Origin of the sequence: Paraburkholderia bryophila, assembly GCF_003269035.1 — a bacterium.
Taxonomy (GTDB): Bacteria; Pseudomonadota; Gammaproteobacteria; order Burkholderiales; family Burkholderiaceae; genus Paraburkholderia; species Paraburkholderia bryophila.
Genome location: NZ_QLTK01000002.1, coordinates 97,766 through 120,806, shown reverse-complemented (window position 1 = coordinate 120,806; position 23,041 = coordinate 97,766). Strand labels below are relative to the sequence as shown.

The 23,041-nt window shown below is 63.6% G+C and carries 22 protein-coding genes; 15 read left to right on the top strand and 7 right to left on the bottom strand.

The genetic code is table 11. From position 1 onward, the window contains the following. The first annotated feature begins 105 nt into the window (after nt 1–105). From dgoD to BX591_RS04065, 4 genes are all read left to right on the top strand, one after another. The gene (gene dgoD / locus BX591_RS04080; protein ID WP_111929459.1) at nt 106–1,254 is read left to right on the top strand and encodes a galactonate dehydratase; all 1,149 of its coding nucleotides are present in this window, start codon (nt 106–108) and stop codon (nt 1,252–1,254) included. Between the two features lie 140 nt (nt 1,255–1,394). Then, a complete protein-coding gene (locus tag BX591_RS04075; RefSeq protein ID WP_244146858.1) occupies nt 1,395–2,648 on the top strand; it encodes an MFS transporter in 1,254 nt (417 codons plus the stop codon). Between the two features lie 241 nt (nt 2,649–2,889). Next, the gene (locus BX591_RS04070) at nt 2,890–3,192 is read left to right on the top strand and encodes a hypothetical protein (protein WP_105509383.1); all 303 of its coding nucleotides are present in this window, start codon (nt 2,890–2,892) and stop codon (nt 3,190–3,192) included. 26 nt (nt 3,193–3,218) lie between these two features. Next, on the top strand, nt 3,219–3,440 hold the full coding sequence (locus tag BX591_RS04065; RefSeq protein WP_111929457.1) for a YodC family protein: 222 nt from the start codon (nt 3,219–3,221) through the stop codon (nt 3,438–3,440). A gap of 340 nt (nt 3,441–3,780) precedes the next feature. Here the strand turns inward: BX591_RS04065 and BX591_RS04060 are convergent, their stop codons facing one another. Together BX591_RS04060 and copC are read right to left on the bottom strand one after the other, a co-directional pair. Beyond that, a complete protein-coding gene (locus tag BX591_RS04060) occupies nt 3,781–4,710 on the bottom strand; it encodes a CopD family protein (protein WP_111929456.1) in 930 nt (309 codons plus the stop codon). Then, on the bottom strand, nt 4,707–5,102 hold the full coding sequence (gene copC, locus BX591_RS04055) for a copper homeostasis periplasmic binding protein CopC (protein WP_111929890.1): 396 nt from the start codon (nt 5,100–5,102) through the stop codon (nt 4,707–4,709). The genes BX591_RS04060 and copC overlap by 4 nt, the downstream gene beginning before the upstream one ends. Nucleotides 5,103–5,472: 370 nt before the next feature. Here copC and BX591_RS04050 point away from each other — a divergent pair, with 370 nt between their 5' ends. The 4 genes from BX591_RS04050 to BX591_RS04035 all read left to right on the top strand — a co-directional run bounded on the left by BX591_RS04050 (nt 5,473) and on the right by BX591_RS04035 (nt 10,032). Continuing rightward, complete coding sequence (locus tag BX591_RS04050) at nt 5,473–6,204, top strand: c-type cytochrome (RefSeq protein WP_105509388.1); 732 nt, start codon at nt 5,473–5,475, stop codon at nt 6,202–6,204. A gap of 20 nt (nt 6,205–6,224) precedes the next feature. Then, nucleotides 6,225–7,523, top strand: coding sequence for a c-type cytochrome (locus BX591_RS04045; RefSeq protein ID WP_111929455.1), 1,299 nt, complete (start codon nt 6,225–6,227; stop codon nt 7,521–7,523). Nucleotides 7,524–7,643: 120 nt separating this feature from the next. Beyond that, nucleotides 7,644–8,264 (top strand): PAQR family membrane homeostasis protein TrhA, encoded by a 621-nt coding sequence (gene trhA, locus BX591_RS04040; RefSeq protein ID WP_035548452.1) that lies wholly within the window; start codon nt 7,644–7,646, stop codon nt 8,262–8,264. 214 nt (nt 8,265–8,478) lie between these two features. Next, on the top strand, nt 8,479–10,032 hold the full coding sequence (locus BX591_RS04035; RefSeq protein ID WP_111929454.1) for a DEAD/DEAH box helicase: 1,554 nt from the start codon (nt 8,479–8,481) through the stop codon (nt 10,030–10,032). Between the two features lie 40 nt (nt 10,033–10,072). Here the strand turns inward: BX591_RS04035 and BX591_RS04030 are convergent, their stop codons facing one another. The 4 genes from BX591_RS04030 to BX591_RS04015 all read right to left on the bottom strand — a co-directional run bounded on the left by BX591_RS04030 (nt 10,073) and on the right by BX591_RS04015 (nt 14,948). Beyond that, entirely contained in the window at nt 10,073–10,606 is a 534-nt protein-coding gene (locus BX591_RS04030) for a hypothetical protein (RefSeq protein ID WP_111929453.1), read from the bottom strand. 121 nt (nt 10,607–10,727) lie between these two features. Continuing rightward, nucleotides 10,728–11,555, bottom strand: coding sequence for a ferritin-like domain-containing protein (locus BX591_RS04025; RefSeq protein WP_105509552.1), 828 nt, complete (start codon nt 11,553–11,555; stop codon nt 10,728–10,730). Nucleotides 11,556–11,904: 349 nt separating this feature from the next. Continuing rightward, nucleotides 11,905–13,284 carry an MFS transporter gene (locus tag BX591_RS04020; protein ID WP_111929452.1) on the bottom strand — a complete coding sequence of 460 codons (1,380 nt, stop codon included), beginning with the start codon at nt 13,282–13,284 and terminating at the stop codon, nt 11,905–11,907. Between the two features lie 26 nt (nt 13,285–13,310). Next, nucleotides 13,311–14,948 (bottom strand): gamma-glutamyltransferase family protein, encoded by a 1,638-nt coding sequence (locus tag BX591_RS04015; protein ID WP_111929451.1) that lies wholly within the window; start codon nt 14,946–14,948, stop codon nt 13,311–13,313. Between the two features lie 385 nt (nt 14,949–15,333). On the opposite strand from BX591_RS04015, the gene BX591_RS04010 reads away from it, so the two are divergent. The 3 genes from BX591_RS04010 to BX591_RS04000 all read left to right on the top strand — a co-directional run bounded on the left by BX591_RS04010 (nt 15,334) and on the right by BX591_RS04000 (nt 17,403). Further along, complete coding sequence (locus BX591_RS04010) at nt 15,334–16,113, top strand: DeoR/GlpR family DNA-binding transcription regulator (protein ID WP_105509393.1); 780 nt, start codon at nt 15,334–15,336, stop codon at nt 16,111–16,113. A 340-nt stretch (nt 16,114–16,453) separates the two neighbouring features. Beyond that, entirely contained in the window at nt 16,454–16,651 is a 198-nt protein-coding gene (locus BX591_RS04005) for a hypothetical protein (RefSeq protein ID WP_035548469.1), read from the top strand. 128 nt (nt 16,652–16,779) lie between these two features. Then, nucleotides 16,780–17,403: a TetR/AcrR family transcriptional regulator gene (locus BX591_RS04000; RefSeq protein ID WP_111929450.1), complete on the top strand. Its 624-nt coding sequence runs from the start codon at nt 16,780–16,782 to the stop codon at nt 17,401–17,403. Between the two features lie 83 nt (nt 17,404–17,486). Here BX591_RS04000 and BX591_RS03995 read toward each other — a convergent pair whose 3' ends face one another. Beyond that, nucleotides 17,487–17,861, bottom strand: a complete 375-nt coding sequence (locus BX591_RS03995) for a hypothetical protein (RefSeq protein ID WP_111929449.1) — start codon at nt 17,859–17,861, stop codon at nt 17,487–17,489. Nucleotides 17,862–18,065: 204 nt separating this feature from the next. Here BX591_RS03995 and glpD point away from each other — a divergent pair, with 204 nt between their 5' ends. The 4 genes from glpD (at nt 18,066) to BX591_RS03975 (ending at nt 22,973) form a co-directional block, all read left to right on the top strand. Continuing rightward, nucleotides 18,066–19,595 carry a glycerol-3-phosphate dehydrogenase gene (glpD, locus tag BX591_RS03990; RefSeq protein ID WP_111929448.1) on the top strand — a complete coding sequence of 510 codons (1,530 nt, stop codon included), beginning with the start codon at nt 18,066–18,068 and terminating at the stop codon, nt 19,593–19,595. A 183-nt stretch (nt 19,596–19,778) separates the two neighbouring features. Then, nucleotides 19,779–21,278: a glycerol kinase GlpK gene (glpK, locus tag BX591_RS03985; RefSeq protein ID WP_111929447.1), complete on the top strand. Its 1,500-nt coding sequence runs from the start codon at nt 19,779–19,781 to the stop codon at nt 21,276–21,278. A 93-nt stretch (nt 21,279–21,371) separates the two neighbouring features. Further along, nucleotides 21,372–22,088 (top strand): MIP/aquaporin family protein, encoded by a 717-nt coding sequence (locus tag BX591_RS03980; protein ID WP_105509399.1) that lies wholly within the window; start codon nt 21,372–21,374, stop codon nt 22,086–22,088. A gap of 198 nt (nt 22,089–22,286) precedes the next feature. Then, complete coding sequence (locus BX591_RS03975) at nt 22,287–22,973, top strand: HAD family hydrolase (RefSeq protein ID WP_111929446.1); 687 nt, start codon at nt 22,287–22,289, stop codon at nt 22,971–22,973. Nucleotides 22,974–23,041 lie beyond the last annotated feature (68 nt).

The following is a 23,041-nucleotide window of genomic DNA, read 5'->3' as shown; positions in this document are numbered from 1 at the left end:
CTATATGGCGAATAGTACTATTAATAGTACTTAAACGCGCTTTTGTTGTAGCATGTGAATCCTCGAAATGTTCGCAGGCGCCCAAGCCGCAAGGAGACACGCACCATGAAAATCACCAAGCTCGAAACCTTCATCGTCCCGCCGCGCTGGTGTTTCCTGAAGATCGAGACCGACGAAGGCATCGTCGGCTGGGGCGAGCCGGTGGTCGAAGGGCGCGCACACACGGTCGCGGCGGCGGTGGAAGAACTCGCCGACTATCTGATCGGTAAAGACCCGCTGCTGATCGAAGACCATTGGCAGGTCATGTACCGGGCCGGCTTCTACCGTGGCGGGCCGATCACCATGAGCGCGATCGCCGGCGTCGACCAGGCGCTGTGGGACATCAAGGGCAAGCATCACGGCGTGCCGATTCATGCGCTGCTCGGCGGCCAGGTGCGCGACAAGATCAAGGTGTATTCGTGGATCGGCGGCGACCGTCCGAGCGACGTCGCGAACAATGCGCGCGCCGTGGTCGAACGCGGCTTCAAGGCGGTCAAGATGAACGGCTCGGAAGAGCTGCAGATCATCGACACCTTCGACAAAGTGCAAGGCGTGATCAATAACGTCGCGGCGGTGCGCGAGGCGGTCGGGCCGAACATCGGCATCGGCGTGGACTTCCACGGCCGCGTGCACAAGCCGATGGCGAAGGTGCTGGCGAAAGAACTCGACCCGTACAAGCTGCTCTTCATCGAAGAGCCGGTGCTGTCGGAGAACGCCGAGGCGCTGCGCGACATCGTCAACCAGACCAACACGCCGGTCGCACTCGGCGAGCGCCTGTATTCGCGCTGGGACTTCAAGCATATTCTGTCGGGCGGCTACGTCGACATCATTCAGCCGGACGCGTCGCACGCGGGCGGGATTACCGAGTGCCGCAAGATCGCGTCGATGGCCGAAGCGTACGACGTCGCGCTCGCGCTGCATTGCCCGCTCGGCCCGATCGCGCTGGCCACCTGCCTGCAGATCGACGCGGTGAGCTACAACGCGTTCATCCAGGAACAGAGCCTGGGGATTCACTACAACCAGGGCAACGATCTGCTCGACTACATCAAGAATCCGGAAGTCTTCAGGTACGAAGACGGCTTCGTCTCGATTCCACAGGGCCCGGGTCTGGGCATCGAGGTCAACGAAGAGAAGGTGCGCGAGATGGCGAAGGTCGGCCACCGCTGGCGCAATCCGGTGTGGCGCCATGAAGACGGCAGCGTCGCCGAGTGGTAAATGCGTAGATGAACGCCGCCCGAGGGCGGCGTTTTGCTTTGCGCTGTCGATGCACGATAACAACCAACCCGAGGACACCCTCAGTGGAGACAACCCACATCCAGTCGCGAGCGACCGGCAAACGCCACCGCCTCCTCGCGATGCTGTTCATCACCGTGGTCATCACGTATCTCGATCGCAGCAATCTGTCGATCGCCGCCACGGCGATCGCTCAGGATCTGCAACTCGATCCGGCGCAGATGGGGCTGGTGTTTTCCGCGTTCGGCTGGTCTTACGCGCTGCTGCAGATTCCGGGCGGCATGCTGGTGGACCGCACGCGGCCGCGCCTGCTACTGGCGCTGATCATCGGCCTGTGGTCGATCGCGACGATCCTGCAAGGTTTCGCCGGCGCGTTCGCGGTGCTGCTGTCGTTGCGCGTGCTGCTCGGCGCGCTGGAGGCGCCGGCCTATCCAACGCTCAACCGCGTCGTCACCACCTGGTTTCCCGACAGCGAACGGGCTCGGGCAATCGCCAGTTATACCTCGGGCCAGTACGTCGGCCTCGCGTTCCTGACGCCGGCGCTCGTGCTCACGCAGCAGCATTTCGGCTGGCAGGGCGTGTTCTTTCTGACCGGCGCGATCGGCGTGCTGTGGGCACTGGTGTGGTACGCGTCGTACCGTGAACCGTTGGAGGCGAGCGACATCAACGAAGCCGAACTCGAGACCATCCGTGCGGGTGGCGGCCTCGTGGATCTCGGCGAATCCGACGCATCGGGCGGCTCGGCGAAGCCACGGCGCGCCCGTTACGGCGCCGCCGACTGGCGCGCCGTACTCGGCAACCGCAAGCTGTGGGGCGTGTATATCGGGCAGATCGCGGTAACCTCGACGCTGTGGTTCTTCCTCACCTGGTTCCCCACCTACCTCGTCAAATACCGGCACATGGACTTCCTGAAGGCCGGCTTCATGGCGGCGGTGCCGTTCCTTGCCGCGTTCGTCGGCATTCTGGCCTCGGGCACGCTGTCGGACTGGATGATCCGGCGCGGCGTGTCGGTCACCGTGGCGCGCAAGGCGCCGATCGTGACGGGGCTGCTGCTCTCGACCGCGATCGTCGGTGCGAACTATGTCGAAACGCCCGCGATGGTGATCCTCTTCATGGCGATCGCGTTCTTCGGCAGCGGCTTTGCGTCGATCACGTGGGTGCTGGTGTCGTCGATGGCGAAGAAGGAGTTGCTCGGCCTCACCGGCGGCATGTTCAACCTGATGGGCAATCTGTCGTCGATCTGCGTGCCGGTGGTGATCGGCTTTATCGTCAGGAACAACGACTTCAAACCGGCGCTGGTGTTCATGAGCGCGGTCGGCGCGGTCGGTGCGCTGTCGTACCTGTTCCTCGTGGGGAAGATCGAGCGGATTCGTTGACGCTTCGTCAAGGCCGCTTGCTCGCGCGTTACGGTGACGTGACGCGCGAGCCGTCGCAGTAACGTAACACGCCGGACCAAACCGGCTCGAACAGGCGTTTACGGGCCTTCCCAAGGCCCGCGTGGTTTCCGCTCAAAGCCTTACCCAGTAAGGCTCACCAGCCGATTGTTCGGCATCAGACATACACATGGCCCGGTCCTTGCTCAAATGCATGCAAACACCACATGCATCGGGGACCATCATGGGCGAATTCCTTCCTGACTATCTGATCCGCGAACAGGCCGCCGTCGGCGCACTGGTCATGTTCGGCGTGCTGCGCATCGTCGGCGCGGCGCTCGCCTTCGAACGCGGCTGGCGCATCTCGGTCATCGAGAAATGCTTCATTGGCGCGGCGGTGATCTATTGCCTGCCGCAGCTGTTCGATCTGCTCACGCATCTCTACGGCTCGCGCACGGCGGGCGCCGAACTCGAAGGCAAGGCCGCCGGCTGCGCGATCGCCCTGTTCTGCGCGCCGATCCTCGGCCACCGGCTCGGCTTCGAGTAAGCAGATTTGTTCGACAGGAGCCCACCATGCGATTGACAAGGCGACGCGCGAAACCCGCTTATCGCGCGGGCGAGGTATTGAGGTTGAAGTCGGGCGGGCGTCCGATGACAGCCATCTGGAACGGGCCGGTGCTGTTCGCACCGGGCAACTGGCTGATCTGCCAGTGGTTCAGCGACGCGGGTGAGCTGCGGCAGGAGATGTTTCCGGAGGAGACCCTCGAGCGGGTAAGCCACGCGCTTGCCGCTTAACGAGCAGTAACGGATGTGCTGGCCACCGCCAGGCGACCGTGTGTATTGCGCCGCACGCTTTTTGCCGTGCGGCGCTTTTTTATGTGCTTGAGCTGTCTGCTTGAGCTGTCTGCTTGAGCTGTCATGTCTGCGGATCGGTGTTGCAGAAGTGGCGCATGACGGACGCGCTCGTTGCGCGACGCAGGGCGTGGGTAGTTGCGGGCGGTGCTTGCCGTGCTTGCCGTGCTTGCGGCGAATGCGATGCTTGCGGTACTTGCGGCGATCGCCATGCCTACCGTGCTTCCCCGATCAGCGGAGCTTGGGCCGCGCCAGCTCAGCCAGCGCGACTCAAGCACACCGCTCAACCCAGCGCCGCGAACGCCGGCACGCTGTGCGACAGCGCCGCCGCCGCGACGAACACGCCGATCATCGCCAGCGCTTCCAGATAGAGCACGTTGACGAAGGTATGCGCGTCCATCGTCGACGCCGTGCGGCGCAGGCGCGGCAATGCCGAGAGGCGATTGAGGCCGCCGAGCACGAGCGCCATGCCGACCAGCGCGAGCTTGAGCATCAGCACGTGGCCCCACGTGCTCAGCTCGATCGCTTCGAACGAACCGCCCGAACCGCGCACCGCGTTGAAGATACCCGACAGCAGCACCAGCCCGACCGCTACCACCGACACGTTCGACACCTGCGTCGCCGTGCGGATCAGCATGCCGCGCGCGGTCGACGTGCCGAGCGCGGGTAGCACAGAAAGCCCGGCCGCCATCGCAAGTCCACCCCACACGCTAGTCACCAGCACGTGCAACGTCTGCATGCCGATCGCCGCCGACGCTACGCCCGCATCGGCCGCGTGACCGAGCGAGGCCTTACCGGCCGCCACCGCGATCACCGCGAGCCACAGCAGCGCATTGCGCAACATCCCGGTATGAGTGGTCATGGCCGTGCCGAGCAACACCAGCGCGCCCGCGAAAGCCACGCTCCAGCCATAGCCGACATGCGTTTGCGTCAGCACCGTCGGCACCACGCCGATGGCCGCCGGCAATGCCACCCCGCTCATCGACGCGGCCTGGTACAGTAGCCAGCCGAGGTCGGCGAGCACCAGCACGACGGTGGCGGTCAGCATGGACCGTTGCGCGCGCAACCAGGCCGGGCGGGCCGGCGAGATCTTGGTCTGCGCGTCTTTGGCGAGCCACGCGCCGAGCAATGCCGAACCGACGGCAAACGCAAACGCGACGTTCATGAGCGCGGCCATGGCGACCTGCCCGATCCACAATCCGTCGAAGCTCATTGGACGACGAACGCGAAGTTGCCCTGGGTCCGATGGCCGTCCGTGGCCACCGCCGTCCAATGCACCGCGTAGCGGCCCGCGCTCAATGGCGGCAGCGGCAGATGCATGATCTTGGCGTCGTCCTTATCGACCACCGAGGCGGCCGAGGCCGCCGGCAACGCGCTCTTGCCGCTCGCGTCGGCCAGCTCGATCCGGCTGAAGGCGGGCTCGAGCGGCTCGGTGAAATGAATCGTCACTTCGGCAGGCGCGGCGACCGCGGCATTGGCCGCCGGCTCGCTCGACACGAGGTGCGCATGCGCGAACGCGCTCGACGCAGTCGACGCGGCCAGCAGCGTTGCAACGCCGAGCGCCAATGCACGCGACGTCGTACGGGAAAATTTGAATAGCTTCATGTAGGGCCGATAGCGGATGATCAGGAAAACGGTGGACGTCGAACCGGGGCACGTCCGGGCCGGACAGCGGCCGGCGAGCCCGGAAGTGTACGCTTCGATGGCTTGCGCGCGCGTCGGTTCAGCCGGGTTTGTTTTCGGCGACGCGACCAACGCGCTGCCGGCGCCTGGCCGCGAGCATCCGACATCGAATGGCAAACAGGCAGCACGAAACCGACGCCGCGTCAAACTGTCGCATCGCGGTGACACACGGAACCTTCTCTAAGGTGTCAAATAGTCAGCATCACCCCTTGATGATAGAATGCTGCGTCGCCGCAGCGCCGGCTGCCCTTCACACCGAGCCGCTCGAAGTTCGGTCAGGTCCCCGATATTGATGGAGTTACGCGTGTCTTCAAGACGCCTTTTCCGCCCGTTGCTCGCCCTTCTGCTGATCGGCTCCGCGGGTGTCTATAGCGCTGCGAAAGCGCAGACTCAACCGAAGGCCCCCGACACGATGGAAGCGCGCGTGCAAGGGTGTACGGCGTGCCATGGCACCCACGGCCAGGGTACGGACAACGACTACTTCCCGCGTCTCGCGGGCAAGCCGGCCGACTATCTCTACAACCAGCTGCAGAATTTCCGCGAAGGGCGTCGCAAGTACCCGCCCATGAACTACCTCGTCACGTATCTCTCCGACGACTACCTTCATCAGATCGCCACTTACTTCTCGCAACAGCGTCCGCCGTATCCGGCGCCGGCCAAGCCGACGGTGTCGCAAACCACGCTCGCGCGCGGCCAGCAGATCGTGCTGAATGGCGACACCACGAAACAGATTCCGGCTTGCGCGGCCTGCCACGGCAAGGGCTTGACCGGCATGGAACCGGCTATCCCGGGGCTGGTCGGCTTGCACGCCGATTACATCAGCGCGCAGCTCGGCGCCTGGCGCTCGGGTTCGCGTCATGCCATCGCGCCCGATTGCATGCACACCATCGCCACGCGCCTCACCGACGAAGATGTGAACGCCGTCGCTTCGTGGCTCGCCACGCAGAAGGCTCCACAAAACCCCGTGCCGGCTCCGGCCCGCTCGATGAAGACTCCGCTTGCCTGCGGCAGCGAACCGCAATAAGGCACCGGGAGAGACACTAAATGAAACGCAAGTCTTTGTTCGCCCTCTCGGCAGTCATCGTCGTAGCCGCTGCCGCGCTCGTCCCCGTCCTGTGGTCGGGCGGCGACAACCTGCACAACGGTTCCGCCATGGCCGCAACGCCCGCCGACCAGGCCGCGTTGATCAAGAAGGGCGAGTACCTTGCCCGGGCCGGCGACTGTATCGCCTGCCACACGGTGCGCGGCGGCAAGCAATTCGCCGGCGGCCTGCCCATGGCCACACCGTTCGGCACGATGTTCACGCCGAACATCACGCCCGACGACCAGTACGGCATCGGCAAGTGGACCCAGGACGACTTCTACCGCGCCATGCACACCGGCCGGTCGAAAGACGGCAGCCTGCTGTATCCGGGCTTCCCGTTCACCAGCTATACGAAGGTCACGCGCGCCGACTCGGACGCGATCTACGCGTATCTGCGTTCGGTCACGCCGGTCAACGTGGCGAGCCGTCCGCACGAACTGAAATTCCCGTTCAACCAGCGCAACATGCTGATCGGCTGGCGCACGCTGTTCTTCCGTGAAGGCGAGTACAAGGCGGATCCGACCAAGTCGGTCGAATGGAATCGCGGTGCTTACCTGATCGAAGGCCTCGGCCACTGCGGCATGTGCCACACGTCGATCAACGCCATGGGCGGCCCGGTCAGCTCGGCGGCCTTTGCCGGCGGCCTGATCCCGCTGCAGAACTGGTACGCGCCGTCGCTGACGTCGAACAAGGAAGCCGGCCTCGGCGACTGGGAAACCAAAGACATCGCCGACCTGCTGAAGAACGGCGTGTCGAACCGCGGCGCGGTGTTCGGTCCGATGGCCGAAGTGGTTCACAACAGCCTGCAGTACATGTCGGATGCGGACATCAACGCGATGGCCACGTATCTGAAGACGATTCCGCAGAAGAGCGAAGCACCGGAATCGCTGCAACTCGAAACGTCGGAAAAGTTCGGCGGCGAACTGTTGAAGCAAGGTCAGAAGATCTACGCTGACAATTGCGCGAAGTGTCACGCGGAAAACGGCCTCGGCATGCCGCCGTCGTTCCCGCCGCTGGCGAATAACCAGTCGATCCAGATGCCGTCGGCGGTCAACCCGATCCGTATGGTGCTGAACGGCGGTTATCCGCCGAGCACGGAAGGCAACCCGCATCCGTACGGCATGCCGCCGTTCGCGCAGGCCCTGTCGAACACGGAAGTGGCGGCTGTCGTGACGTACATCCGTATGTCGTGGGGCAACCACGGCACGGCCGTCTCGCCGCAGCAAGTGTCGGATCTGCGTTCGGCTCCGCTCGACTAAGCAGCGTTCGTCACACCCTGGGCGCGGCCTGCGGAAAACGCGGCCGCGCCCTTCGTTTTTTCAGGACCGGTATCATGTGGGCACTTTTAGTCCGATGAAACCGTGCAGGAGGAAAGAGCCGTGCATGTCGGTGAGCGTTTCAACAGCATTACCCACCTCGTCGGCGCCGTGCTGTCGGTGGCGGGGCTGGCGACGCTCGTCACGATGGGCGCGCTCGACGGCGACGCGTACAAGGTGGTCAGCTTCAGTGTGTACGGTGCGATGCTGATCGTGCTGTATGCTATCTCGACGCTTTACCACAGCGTGCGCAACCCGCGTGTCAAAGCGGTTCTGCAGAAATGCGACCATTCGGCGATCTACCTGCTGATCGCCGGCAGCTACACCCCGTTCACGCTGGTTACCTTGCGTGGGCCGTGGGGCTGGTCGCTATTCGGCGTAAGCTGGGGGCTTGCCGCTCTCGGCATCGTGCAGGAACTGACGCTCGGGCGACGCACCCGCAGCGTTTCGATGGTGCTGTATGTGTTGATGGGATGGCTCGCGCTCGTTGCCGTCCGCCCGCTGGTGCAAGCTTTACCAGCAGCGGGTACCGCCTGGCTCGTGGCCGGCGGGATCATCTACAGCGCCGGCATCTACTTCTTCATCAACGACGAGCGCATCCGGCACGGACATGGTATCTGGCACCTGTTCGTACTGGCGGGCAGTCTGTGTCAATTCGTCAGTGTTGCGCGCTACGTCGCGTGACACGCCACGGCGGCGAAATGCAACTTAAGGCCAGTCAACGTGTCTTGATAGCGCGTTGAAGCATTCGGCATGCGTGTCCCGCGTGCCGCCGATTTCTCTGCGACCGGAACTGGGCTCGGGGCCTCGACCACACCATGCGGGTGTGTCGATGCCGCGTTCATGCCTGTTTGGGCCCCCAGGCGCCGTTCGCGAAACTGCATTGCAAAGATCTTTTATGTCTTTTGATTCCCTCGGCTTGTCCGAACCGCTGGTCCGCGCTGTACACGAACTCGGCTACACCACCCCGACTCCGATCCAGACCCAGGCTATCCCGGCCGTGCTCAACGGCGGCGACCTGCTGGCCGGTGCGCAGACCGGTACCGGCAAGACCGCCGGTTTCACGCTGCCGATCCTGCAGCGTCTGAACACCATGCCGGCCGTCACGACGGGCTCCGGCAAGCGCGCCGTGCGCGCGCTGATCCTCACGCCGACGCGTGAACTGGCCGCGCAGGTCGAAGAAAGCGTGCGCGCGTACGGCAAGTATCTGAAGCTGAAGTCGACCGTGATGTTCGGCGGCGTCGGCATCAATCCGCAGATCGGCGCGCTGCGCAGCGGCGTGGACATCGTCGTGGCGACGCCGGGCCGTCTGCTCGATCACATGCAGCAGAAGACCATCGACCTGTCGCATCTCGAGATTCTCGTGCTCGACGAAGCCGACCGGATGCTCGACATGGGCTTCATCCACGACATCAAGCGCGTGCTCGCGAAGTTGCCGCCCAAGCGTCAAAACCTGCTGTTTTCGGCGACCTTCTCCGACGAGATCAAGACGCTTGCCGACAACCTGCTCGACTCGCCGGCACTGATCGAAGTGGCGCGCCGCAACACCACGGCGGAAACGGTCGCGCAAAAGATTCACCCGGTGGATCGCGACAAGAAGCGCGAGCTGCTCACGCATCTGATCAAGCAGCACAACTGGTTCCAGGTGCTGGTGTTCACGCGCACCAAGCACGGCGCGAATCGTCTGGCCGAGCAATTGACCAAGGACGATATCAGCGCCCTCGCGATTCACGGCAACAAGAGCCAGTCGGCGCGTACGCGCGCGCTGGCCGAGTTCAAGGACGGCACGCTGCAGGTGCTGGTGGCGACGGACATCGCCGCACGCGGTATCGATATCGATCAACTGCCGCACGTGGTCAACTTCGATCTGCCGAACGTGCCGGAAGACTACGTGCACCGCATCGGCCGTACGGGCCGTGCGGGCGCCACGGGCGAAGCGATTTCGCTGGTGTGCGTCGATGAACTGCAATTGCTGAAGGACATCGAGAAGCTGATCAAGCGTCCGGTGCCGCAAGAAGTGATTGCCGGTTTCGAGCCGGATCCGACCGCGAAGCCGGAGCCGATTCTGCGTCGCGGTCAGGGTGGTGGTGGCGGTGGTGGCGGCGGACGTTCGCCGCGTCAGGGTCAAGGCGCGCCGAAGCGCGATGGCGCGGGTGCCGCGAAGCCGGCGCAACGCTCGGGTCAACGTCCGGCCGGTGGCCAGCAACAACCGAAGCCGCAAGGCGCGAAGCCGGCCGGCAACGGCGGCCAGCCGCGCCGCGACGGTCAGCGTCAGGACGACCGTCCGCGCGCGGTCGCGCATGAAGGCAGCGGCGCGCAGCATGCGCCGCGCAAACCGCAGGGCGCCAAGCCGCAGGGCGGTAATCCGGGCGCGTTGCTGGGTGGCGCGAAGCCGCGCAACGACGCGCCGCGTGGCGGCCAGCCGTCGCGCAGCGGTCAGCGCGGGCGTTAGGCGTTAGGCGTTCGGCGCTAGCGCCGAGCTTCACGCAGCGTTAAACGCCAAGGCGGCCGGCCCCGGCCGCCGCTTGCTTCAGGTGCTCGATCTGCCGTTCCCATCGATCGAGCACCGTCTCCCTCTCCCCCACCAGTTCAAACGTAATGCCGCTCGTCAGACGCGCATAACGCACGCTCTGCGCCTCCGCTGTGTCGATCGAACCGATCAGATAGACCAGTCCGCTCGCGTCGCCCGCCACGCTCGCTAAGGGCTTGACGCGCAACTGCACCTGATAAAACGCCTCATCGCACACAAAACTCAGCGCCGCGCGCCCGCTTTGCGTGATCGCGCGCGTCGCCCGTGCCTGCGGCCACAGCGCGATGCACAGCGTGCGCGAATCGGGCGCATACAATTCGCCGACACCGAGCAAAGAGGTACGGATGTGGCCGTTCGCATCGACGCTCAACAGCGAGGCCGTGAAGCCCGCTTTACTCGCCAGCGATGAACCGTCGAACAACGCGCGTACGGCGTCGGGCCACTCGTCGAACACGCTCTGTTCGAGCGGACGTTCGGGTGTAGGGGAATCGCTCATGGTCGTGCCGTTCCGGTAACGAGAAATAGCCAAGTCCGCATCATGCCTCGAAAAGCAAATGGCCCGCGTCAGCGGGCCATTTGCATCGTCAAACGCTTACGTCGATCAGACGATCAGTCGATCAGCGGAAGAAAACATAATGCGTGATCTTCGCCAGCGGGTAATGCACGCCAGGCTGAATACGCGCCGGCAGATCCAGCGGCTTGAGCAGCATCTTCACGCACATATCCGCCGACAGATTGCGCCGCACCAACGAATTGATCCGCGCCGCGCGTTCACGGTTATACGCCGAGTCGTGCACGCGCTCCGGATACCGCACCGCAAACACATGGCGCAGCGCGATTTCCGAGTCTTCGTTCTTCATTTCCATCACACGGCGCATCAGCGCGCCGAGCACCGCGAGCCGACCGTTGCCTTCGATCTTGTTGTACTTTTTGAAGAACCGGAAAAAGTGCTTGTAGTGACGGACTTCGTCGATACGGATGTTGTCCGTGATCTCCTTGAGCACCGGCTCGTCCGAGCATTCGCCGATCGCGCGATAAAGCGTGGCCGTGCCGGTTTCCACGACGCAGCGCGCCACCATTTCGAGTGCGCGAGTCTTCTCGAAGTCCTCCACCGAACAGGTCAACGAATACTCTTCCATGAACTGGCTAAACGCCTTGTCCCAGTCGAACTCGGGCCACACATACGCAATGTAGGTTTTGAGCGCGCGGCCATGCTGCATCTCTTCCGGCTCCCACTCGTTGTTGAGCCAGGCCGACACTTCCGGATCGCCGTCAAAAAAAGTACTCAGATTGCTTGTATAAAGATCGGTGCCGCTTTCAATAAACGAAGCGGCGCACAGCAGCAGCAGCAGATCTTCATTGGCAACCGCCTTCTGCCGGTCGATGCGGGTGAGGTCGATATCCTCGATCCGCCAGGGCATGACGTGGTTCAGCTCTGTGTGCATCTTGTCTTGCTCCGAAAACTGTATCGACTCGTGGAGCATGTCCGCAACCGCCTGCTCTCGTCAGGCCGGCCTCGCCGTGTCAGATACAGCACTTTGAATTAGAGTTAACCCCTTGTATTTTGCATCTTAGCCGGTGTTTCGCAACTCTGCAGATAACCCAGCACAGACCATGCCGAGTCGTCACAGTTCCAATTCGCAGGTAGTCGAACTCTTCGGTCTGACAAAAAATCAGTGTGCATGAAGCAAAAAAAGCCAGCTCGAGGAGCTGGCTTTTGCTTTCGGAGAGGGTCTTCGGAGTGGCTTCGAATCGGCCCGCACCGGGTTGGATGCAAATCGTGGGTCGATGCGCTCAGGCAGGTTGAACGGCCTGCAGCGCGCGCACCCGGCGCATGCGAAACGCCACGACCACCAGCGACAACCCCGACAACATCGCGGCGATCAGCACGTAATAACTTGGCGCGAGTTTGTCGCCGGTCACGTGAATGAACGTCTCGACGATGGTCGGCGCAAAGCCGCCGAAGATCGTCACGCCGATGCTGTAACCAATGGAAAGACCCGTCGAGCGAACCTGCGTCGGAAAGATTTCGGACATCAGCGCGGGCATCGGTCCGGAGTACGCGGCCTTGAAAATGCCGGCCGTGCCTTGCAGCAACAACAACCAGCCGATGGTCGGATGCGACTGCAGCAACGCGAACATCGGATAGATCAGCGCGCCCATCAACACCGACGTGGTCAGCATGATGCGAATCCGGCCGATGCGATCCGACAGCGCGCCCATGACCGGCGACAGCAGGAACTGCAAGCCGCCGTTGAGCACCACCACGCCGAACGACGCCGCCGCCGGCATGTGCAACTGCTTGACTGCGTACATCGGCATGTAGAGTTGCAACACGTACACGCCCACCGTGGATTGCGCGACGATGCCCACCGCGAGCAGCAGATTGACCCACTGGTTGGCGAACGAAGCGCCCTTCGCTTCTTCATCGTTCGCGACGGGGCGAAGGCCGGCGGCCTCGCGGGCTTCACGCGCTTTGTGCAGCGCGAGGAACTCCGGAGTTTCGTCGAGGTGCGAGCGGATGTAGTAGCCCACCGGCCCGACCAGCAGGCCGAACATGAACGGAATACGCCACCCCCAGCTATTGAGTTGCTCGGGCGGCATCCACGCGGTCAGCAGCGAGCCGAAGGCCGCGGCCGTGATCGCCGCGAGCCCCTGGCTCGCGAACTGCCAGCTCGCGTAATAGCCGCGCCGCGACGCGCTGTGCTCGACCATGAAGGCCGTTGCACTGCCGAACTCGCCGCCCACCGCGAATCCTTGCACGAGCCGCGCGAGCAGGATCAGCACCGGCGCCGCCAGACCGATCGACGCATACGGCGGCATCACGGCCATCGTAAAGGTGCCGACCATCATCAGCGCGATGGCGAGCGTCAGCGCCGCCTTGCGGCCCTTGCGGTCGCCGTACAGGCCGAGCACGACCGCGCCCAGCGGCCGCATCAGGAACGAGATGCCGAAGGTGGCGATGGCGAGCAGCGTCGACAGCCACTCGTCCTGCATCGGGAAAAACTGTTTGGCGATGATCGTCGCGAAGTAGCCGTAGACCAGAAAGTCGAACCACTCGAGCGCATTGCCGACCGACGACGAAAACACGATCCGCCGCACCATGGCTTTGGAAAGCGGTGCGGACGCGGCATGAGGAGAAGCGGCCGCCGAAGGCGACGCGGGGGTATGCATGATGTCTCTACCTTGTCCGATACCGGTCAGAACCCAGCGGCCAAGCCATCGCGACGGCTATCGCTCGCCGCCACATAGCCGCGTTCCGGCTCATTGCGATCGAGCTTCCAGATGTACTGGCCGGAGCCGAAATCCATGTACGGATCGTCGACCGACTTGATCGTGTGGCCCAGCTTCTGCAGCGCCTCGGCGGTCTTCGTATCGAGCGTCGATTCGATGTCGATCGTGAAGTCGCGGTTGACCTTCCAGCGCGGTGCGTCGCAGGCGGCCTGCGGCTGCTGGCCATAGTCGAGCATCCGCACGATCGATTGCAGATGGCCTTGCGGCTGCATGTCGCCGCCCATCACGCCGAAGCTCATCACCGCTTCCTGCCGGCCGTCCACCTGCTGCGTGAGGAACGACGGAATAATCGTGTGGAACGGCCGCTTGCCGCCTTCCACGACGTTCGGCGACTTCGGATCCATCGAGAAGCCGCAGCCGCGGTTCTGCATCGCGATGCCGCTGTCCGGCACCACGATGCCCGAGCCGAAGCCCATGTAGTTCGACTGGATGAAGCTGACCATCATGCCGCGCTCGTCCGCCACCGACATGTAGATCGTGCCGCCCGCCTTCGGCATGCCGAAGTCGAACTGCGTGGCGCGCTTGTGATCGATCAGCTTCGCGCGCGACGTGAGGTACGCGTCGTCGAGCATCTGCTCGGGCGTGACGTCCATGGAACGCGGATCGGCGACGTAACGGTAGACGTCGGCGAACGCCAGCTTCATCGCTTCGATCTGCAAGTGCTGCGACTCGACGTTGTCGACCGCCAGCTCCTTCACGTCGAATTTTTCGAGGATGCCCAGCGCGATCAGCGCCGCAATGCCCTGGCCGTTCGGCGGAATCTCATGCACGGTGTGGCCGCGATATGCCTTGCCGATCGGCTCGACCCAATCCGCACGGTAGTTGCGCAGGTCGTCGAGGGTCAGCGCGGCGCCGCCTTCGCGGGCGAACGCGGCGATCTGTTCGGCGATCTCGCCTTCGTAGTACGCACGCGGGCCCTGCTCGGCGAGCTTGCGCAGTGTCTTCGCGTGACCGGGAAAGCGCACCAGTTCGCTGACTTCCGGCGCGCGTCCGCGCGGCATGAAGGTTTGCGCGAAGCCCGGCAGATCCTTCAGTTCCGGCACGGCGGCCGCCCATTTATAGGCGACGATGCTCGCCACCGCATGGCCGCGCTCGGCGATTTCGATTGCCGGTTCCATCAGGTCGGCGAACGGCAGCGTGCCGAACTTCTGATGCAGCGCTTCCCAGCCGGCAATCACGCCGGGCACCGTCACCGCGTCCCAGCCGCGCTTGGGTTGTATCGCCAGGCCGTTTTCCTCGCCGTACTTGCGCTTGAAGTAGTCGACGTTCCAGGCCGCCGGCGACACGCCCGACGCGTTCAGCCCATGCAGCTTCGTGCCGTCCCACACCAGCGCGAAGGCGTCGCCGCCAAGGCCGCACGACACCGGCTCGACCACCGTGATGGCGGCGGCCGCGGCGATCGCCGCGTCGACGGCATTGCCGCCTTTCCACAGCATGCGCAACCCCGCCTGCGCGGCGAGCGGATGCGAAGTCGAAACGATGTTGCGCGCGAACACGGGCAGACGCGGGGTCGGATAAGGGTTTTGCCAGTTGAAGCCAGTCATGTCGAACACTCTCGAAAGCGCGGTCCCGGCTCGTGAAAGCGGCCGGCAACCAGGGGGATTTGAATCAACGTCAGGTCAGATGCGGGTCAAATGCAGGTCAAATGCGGACCACATGCGGATGACATACAGGCAGCGCAGGACCTCGGATTGCATCGCGATCTGTCCCAAAAAACAAATTCATTTATCAAATGAATAAATGCGTAATCTGCCTGAATGATCAAGACTTGGTCGTCCAGTATCTTATGGATGTCGCACGACCTGGCAGACAACCCCGGCGATGGTCTTACAATAGCCCCATCCCTGTTCATGCTTCAGCCGCCTTTCCAGATTAGCTTGCAGCGTCGATGGCGGCCGGCGCCGACAAAAAACCCACGAACCGAGACACATGACCCGAGACCCCCGCCTGACTCTCAATGCCCGGCAACAGGAATTGCTGGAGTGGGTGCAACGCGACGGCTTCGTGACCGTGGACGACCTCGCGGCCCACTTCGACGTGACGCCGCAAACGATCCGCCGCGACGTCAACTGGCTCGCCGATATGAATCTGCTGCGCCGCTATCACGGCGGCGCGAGTCTGCCGACCAGCTCCGAAAACGTCTCCTACACCGCGCGTCAGCGCATGTTCCACGAAGAGAAACGGCGCATCGCGGCGTTGGTGGCCACTCACATTCCCGATCAGGCGTCGCTGTTCATCAACCTCGGCACCACGACCGAGGAAGTGGCTCGCGCGCTGAACCGGCACCGCGGCCTGCGCGTGATTACCAATAATCTGAACGTCGCCAGCATGATGAGCGGCTATCCGGATTGCGAGGTGCTGGTCACGGGCGGAATCGTGCGGCCGTGGGACAAAGGGATCGTGGGCGAACTGGCGATCGATTTCATCCGCCAGTTCAAGGTGGATTTCGCGATCATCGGCACGTCGGCGATCGAAACGGATGGCACGCTGCGCGATTTCGACACCCGCGAAGTGCGTGTGGCCGAGGCGATCATCGAGCATGCGCGCACCGTGTTTCTCGCCGCCGACAACTCCAAATTCGGCCGGCCGGCGCTGGTTCGTCAGGGGCACCTGGACCAGATCGACGCGCTCTTTACGGACGCGGCGCCGCCCGCGGAAATGGCCGAGACGCTGACGGCGGCAAACTGTCAGGTGTATATCGCCGAGTGAGCGGGCCAATTTTCCCCAGTTCCACCCACCCCGCCCAGGCGTTTTCCGCCATGCTGCACCGCACGCGAAACTTCGAGTGAAATCAAGCTTTTAGCCGAGGCTGCAAACCGCCTCGGCAGCACCGGATTGTCAAAGGGAAAATTTACTGGGGCCCCTTTGGTGTTTAACGTGCGGTTGACTACACTCCAGTTCCCCGGCGTCTGTTGCGCAATTCGCGTAGCGACGGCTGCGTGAATCTGTCGTGTGAACCGTACTTCCCGCCTGATCCTCTAGCGGACTTCACTGGCACCTGGCCAGTTGCCGACAAGGCCGTCCGCGCTTGCTTGACATGGAGAGAACGATGCTAAGTCCGCATGAATTCGCCACGTTGTTGCTCGTCAAGGACGCTCCCCACCAAGTCGACATGGAGCGAGAAGAACTCGACGCCCTGCTGGAACGCCAATTGGTACAACTCGAACGGCTCGCATCGGGCAACGAACAATGGCGCGTGACTGAGATCGGCGACAGCGCATTGCGGGCTATCAAACGTTTTTCGTAGCGTCGGTAGGACGGCGGGCTTGCCCTTATTACTTTGAATGAAAGCGGACGTCCATCCGAACGCCCGCTTTTGTTGTGTGTAACGCATTTACACAGTAAATTGACGCGACGGACTTCCACGCCTCGCGCATGCCCAAACCCCTTTCCGACGACGACATCCAGCTATTCCGCGAAGCGATGCGCCGCGTCGCCGAAAACGCGTTCGCCACGCGCGGTGCGCAAGGCGTGACGATGCGCGAGTTGGCGAAAGAGCTGGGCTGCAGCGCGATGACGCCGTACCGCTACTTCCGCGACAAGGACGACATCCTTGCAATGGTCCGCGCCGCCGCGTTCAATCGTTTCGCGGCGCAGCTCGAAGCCGCCGCGCAGAATGCGTCCGGGGACGATCGTCTGGCGGTGAGCGACGCCTACGTCGCGTTCGCCCTCGACGAGCCGCACGCGTACCGTCTGATGTTCGATGTGAATCAGCCGGAAGGCGGCTACCCCGATCTCGCCGCAGCGGCGCTGCGTGCGCAGCAAATGCTGAGCGCGCATTTCGAACGATTGGTCGACGCGGGGCTGCTGGAAGGCGATCCGCAGTTGATCGGCTATGCGTACTGGGCGAGTTTGCACGGGTTCACGATGCTCGCGCTCGCCAATCAGTTGCCGTTGCCCGAGGCGCAGCACCCGGCCGGCCATACGGCACCGACGCGGGAAGCCGTGCTCGCCCAGCTTCGCCGGATGTTATGGCGCGGCGCTCAGCCCCAGCAGTAGCCGTAGCCGCCGCATAGCCCGGTCTTAAGTACCAACCCACGCCAACGAGTAGAGCGACCGGCCAACACCCCAACCATCCCGCCTCAACCGTTGCGCAAAGTCGGATCGACCGCCGCGCGCCAGCTCAACGCCTTGGCCCGCTGGTCGGTAAAGAACGCCACCCACTGATTGCGCACCTGCAGATCCGTGCTCAAACCCTGGCTCGCAAAGCGCTGCGCGATGGAAGCCTGAAATCCGCAAAAATCCTCTTTCGACAGCTTGCCGTGGCGGTTCGCCACGTACGCATCGAACAACGCGGCATAAACGCCTTGCGCGTCGCGGCCGTAATCGACCGTCTGGGCGCTGCACATCTGCTGCAACGACACGAACGACGGTGCGCCCATCGTGCCGCTCAGGCTCGGCGAGCTGACGCATCCGGCGAGCAGGACGGCCGCGCCGATCATCAAAAGTCCACGCATGAATTCACCTCGAAATGGCTGCTGCCGAGAGTATCGTCCGTGGCCGCACGTTGCGCCACCACCTCGACCGCCGAGTTAGAGGTTCCCCTAAGACAAGCGAACTTTACTTTTTCGAATATGTTCATTAAAGTTCGCAAACGAACACTATCGGTTCGATAGTTTTTCCTAACGGCTTTCTGAATACAGACGCAGGGGACACAGCAGGTGACGCAAGGCTCGAGATACGATTTGCTCGTCGTGGGCGGCGGGATCAACGGCGCAGGCATCGCTCGCGACGCGGCGGGCCGCGGCCTGTCGGTGTTGCTCTGCGAACAGGACGATCTGGCGGCGCATACCTCGTCGGCCAGCACCAAGCTGATTCACGGCGGCCTGCGCTACCTCGAATACCGCGAGTTCGGTCTGGTGCGCAAAGCGCTGCAGGAGCGCGAAACGTTGTTGCGCGCGGCGCCGCATATCATGTGGCCGCTGCGTTTCGTGATGCCGCACATGCCCGACCTGCGCCCGGCGTGGATGATCCGCGCCGGCCTGTTCCTGTACGACCACCTCGCCAAACGCGAAATGCTGCCGGGTTCGCGCGGCATCGTGATGCGCAACCATCCGGCCGGCGCGCCGCTGGTCGATTCGATCAAGCGCGGTTTCGTGTATTCGGACGGCTGGGTCAACGACGCGCGCCTCGTCGTGCTGAACGCGTTGGACGCCGAAGAGCGCGGCGCGAAAATTCTCACCCGCACCAAGCTGATCAGCGCGGTGCGCGCCGGCGGCGAATGGCGCGCGCAACTGAAGCGCACGGACGGCACGATTCTCGACGTGCGCGCCGCCTCGATCGCGAACGCCGCGGGCCCGTGGGTCGGCGAACTGCTGCATGGCGCACTCGGCCGCGAAGCGTCGCACAGCGTGCGCCTCGTGAAAGGCAGCCACATCGTTACGCGCCGCCTGTTCGACCACGATCACGCGTACATCTTCCAGAATCCGGACAAGCGGATCATCTTCGCGATTCCGTACGAACACGACTACACGCTGATCGGCACGACCGATATCGAATACCGCGGCGACCCGTCGCAAGTGGCGATCACGCCGGACGAAACGCAGTACCTGTGCGATTCGATCAACCGCTACTTCAAGCAGAAGATCTCGCCGGCCGATGTGCGCTGGACCTACTCGGGCGTGCGTCCGCTGCTCGAGGAAGAAGGCGCGGACAATCCGTCGGCGGTCACGCGCGACTACTCGCTCGAACTCGATTCGCCTACGGGCGAGGCGCCGCTGCTGTCGGTGTTCGGCGGCAAGATCACCACCTTCCGCAAGCTCGCGGAAGAAGCCGTCGACAAACTCACGCACGCGCTGCACAAGAGCGCGGCGTCGTGGACGGCCGGCGCGCCGCTGCCCGGCGGCGACATCCCGAACGCGAATTTCGAGCGCTTCCTGACCGACTTCAAGCAGCAGCACGCCTGGCTGCCGGCCGACCTCGCGCACCGTTTGGCCCGCGCGTACGGCACGCGCGTCAAGCAGGTGATCGGCAACGCACACGCCATTGCAGACCTCGGCCGCGCCTTCGCGCCAGGCTTCTACGAGGCCGAACTGACTTATCTGCGCGACACCGAATGGGCGCGCAGCGCTCAGGACGTGCTGTGGCGCCGGTCGAAACTCGGCCTGCACGTCGAACCGGGCACGCTCGATCCGATCACGCAGGAAATCGACGCCTGGTTCGCCCGCGAACCGTTCCGACAGAGCGCGTAGTCAACCCCCCAGGCGAGCAGCGCCTTTGCTGCTCGCGGCAAACCGGATTCCTTTCACCCCTCGGCTGCAGCAAGCCGGGACGCACCACCACATCTGTTGCTGTTGCAGCCCGCTTAAAACAACAAGCCGTTCCCGTCGCCGTTCACCAGTCCGGCGATTCATAAAACGCATGGAGAAGAGACAATGCAGGATCAGTACATTCTCGCCCTTGACCAAGGCACCACGAGCTCGCGTGCCATGCTGTTCGACCGGCTCGGCAATGTCGTGTCGACGGCGCAAAAAGAATTCCAGCAAATCTATCCGCGTCCGGGTTGGGTCGAACACGATCCGCAGGAAATCTGGTCGACCCAGGCCGGCGTCGCCGCCGAGGCGGTGACGCGCGCCGGCATGAACGGCACGTCGATTGCGGCGATCGGCATCACCAATCAACGCGAAACCACCATTGTGTGGGACCGCGAAACCGGCCACCCGATCTACAACGCGATCGTCTGGCAAGACCGCCGCACCGCCGATTTCTGCGACCAGCTCAAGGAGCAAGGTCTCGAGGAAAAAGTCCGCGCGAAAACCGGCCTGCCGATCGATTCGTATTTCTCGGCGACCAAGATCCGCTGGATTCTCGACAACGTGGAAGGCGCGCGCGAAAAGGCCAAACAAGGCCGCCTCGCGTTCGGCACGGTGGATAGCTGGCTGGTGTGGAATTTCACCAAGGGCGGCCTGCACGTCACCGACGTGACCAACGCGTCGCGCACCATGCTGTTCAATATCCACACGCTGCAGTGGGACAACGAACTCCTCGAAGCGCTCGACATTCCGCGCAGCATGTTGCCGGAAGTGCGTCCTTCGTCGGAAGTGTATGGGCCGACCAAGACCACCGTGTTTGCTTCCAAGATTCCGCTCGCGGGCATTGCCGGCGATCAGCACGCCGCTCTCTTCGGCCAGATGTGCACCCAGTCGGGCATGGTGAAGAACACCTACGGCACGGGCTGCTTCCTCGTCATGAACACCGGCGAAAAGCCGATCGAATCGAAGAACAACCTCGTCACCACGATTGCCTGGCAGATCGGCGACAAGATCAACTACGCGCTGGAAGGCAGCATCTTTATTGGCGGCGCGGTGGTGCAATGGCTGCGCGACGGCCTCGGCATCATCAAGAACGCGGCGGAAATCGAAACGCTGGCGCGCGGCGTGCCGCACACCGACGGCGTGTATCTGGTGCCCGCGTTCGCCGGCCTCGGCGCGCCGCACTGGAACGCCCGTGCTCGCGGTACGCTGTTCGGCGTGACACGCGGCACGAGCTCGGCGCATATTGCCCGCGCCGCGCTCGATTCGATCGCCTACCAGTCGCTCGACGTGCTGAAGGCGATGGAAGCCGACTCCGGCATTCGCATCGGCGAATTGCGCGTGGACGGCGGCGCTTGCGCGAACAATCTGTTGATGCAGTTCCAGGCCGACATTCTCGGCGTCGACGCGGTGCGTCCGAAGGTGTCGGAAACGACCGCGCTCGGCGCGGCGTATCTGGCCGGTCTCGCGGTCGGCTACTGGAAAGACGTGGACGAGCTGCAAAGCCAGTGGGCGCTCGACCGCCGCTTCACGCCCGCCCTGCCGCACGCCGAGGTCAAGGCCAACCTCGACGGCTGGCAGCGCGCGATCCGCGCCGCCAAGGCGTGGGCCGACACGCCCTGAGCGTAACGTAGTCCCTTCACCAGACAAACTTTCGACATAACGAAGCCGCTGATCCAGCGGCTTCCCTAACAACTATATTTCGGATACCCAATCATGTCTCCTTACATTGCGGAATTCATCGGCACCGCGCTTCTGGTGCTGCTCGGCAACGGCGCGGTCGCCAACGTGCTGCTCGCGCGCACCAAGGGCAAGGGCGCGGACCTGATCGTGATCGTGATGGGCTGGGCGATGGCCGTGTTCATCGCGGTCTACGTCACCGCGTCGTTCAGCGGCGCTCACCTGAATCCGGTCGTGACCGTCAGCCTTGCGCTGGCCGGCAAATTCGCATGGGCCAAGGTGCCCGGCTACGTGGCCGCGCAAATGCTCGGCGGGATGGCGGGCGCGCTGCTCGTGTGGATCGCCTATCGTCAGCACTTCGAGAAAGAAGCCGATGCCGACGTGAAGCTCGGCGTGTTCTGCACCGCGCCGGCGATTCGCAGCGTGCCGCATAACCTGCTCACCGAAATGATCGCCACCTTCGTGCTGATTCTCGGCGTGCTGTATCTGGCGTCGCCGCAAGTCGGTCTGGGCGCGCTCGACGCGCTGCCGGTCGGCCTGCTGGTGCTCGGTATCGGCATTTCGCTCGGCGGCCCGACGGGTTACGCGATGAGCCCGGCGCGCGATCTGTCGCCGCGTCTGATGCACGCACTGCTGCCGATTCCGGGCAAGCGCGGCAGCGACTGGAGCTATGCATGGATTCCGGTCTGCGGTCCGCTGCTGGGCGGCGCGGCAGCCACGGCGCTGTACATGTTCCTGCATACCACGCATTAAGCTCGCGGCACAGCGGGTTCAAGCCGGGACGCAGTACCTCCGAGGGCCGTCCCGGCCACAGCGGCACGCAGCGAAACGTAGCGGAACCGCAGCGGCGTCGCGCACACGACGGCAAAGCACGTATCATGATGCTTTCAATCTGCGCGCAGGAGCTTGCAACTGTCTTGCCAAAGCGCGCTCCGCTTTCCGTTCCCAAGCATGATCGACCACCTCATCTGTGACTGCGACGGCGTACTCGTCGACAGCGAAATCATCGCCGACCGCGTGATGCTCGCCACGCTCAACGCCACCTTCCCCAGCCTCGACTTCGAACCCGTCGTCAAAACGGCGTTCGGCCAGCAGATGTCGCGCTTTCTCGAAGGCATCGAGAAGTCCTTCGACATTACGTTGCCCGCGAGTTTTCTGAACACCGTCGAACACAACGTCGAGCTCGAACTCGCGGCCTCGCTCAGTCCGATCAACGGCGTACGCGACGCGTTGCAGCGCGTCAGCCTGCCGGCGGCCGTCGTGTCGAACAGCCGCATGGCGCGCGTGCATGCGTCGGTGCGGCGCGCGGGTTTGCAGCAGATTTTCGGCGAGCGGATTTTTAGCGCCGAGCAAGTGGCGCGGCCCAAGCCCTATCCCGATGTGTACCTGTTCGCCGCGCAAACGCTCGGCGTGGAACCGTCACGTTGTATCGTGGTGGAGGACAGTGTCGCGGGCTTGAATGCGGCGCGCGCGGCCGGCATGAAGACCATCGCGTTCGTCGGCGCGAGCCATATTCCGGACGGCTATGCGGATGCGCTGCGCAAGATGGGCATGACGCGCATCATGAAACATATGGACGAGTTGCCCGCGCTGGTCGAGGCCGGCGTGCGCGGCGAGTTCGGCGACCAGCAGTCGTAGACCGATTGCCATTGCCTGGAAAAAAGGCCGGCTCTCGTTGAGAGCCGGCCTTTTGCATTTCTGCCGGC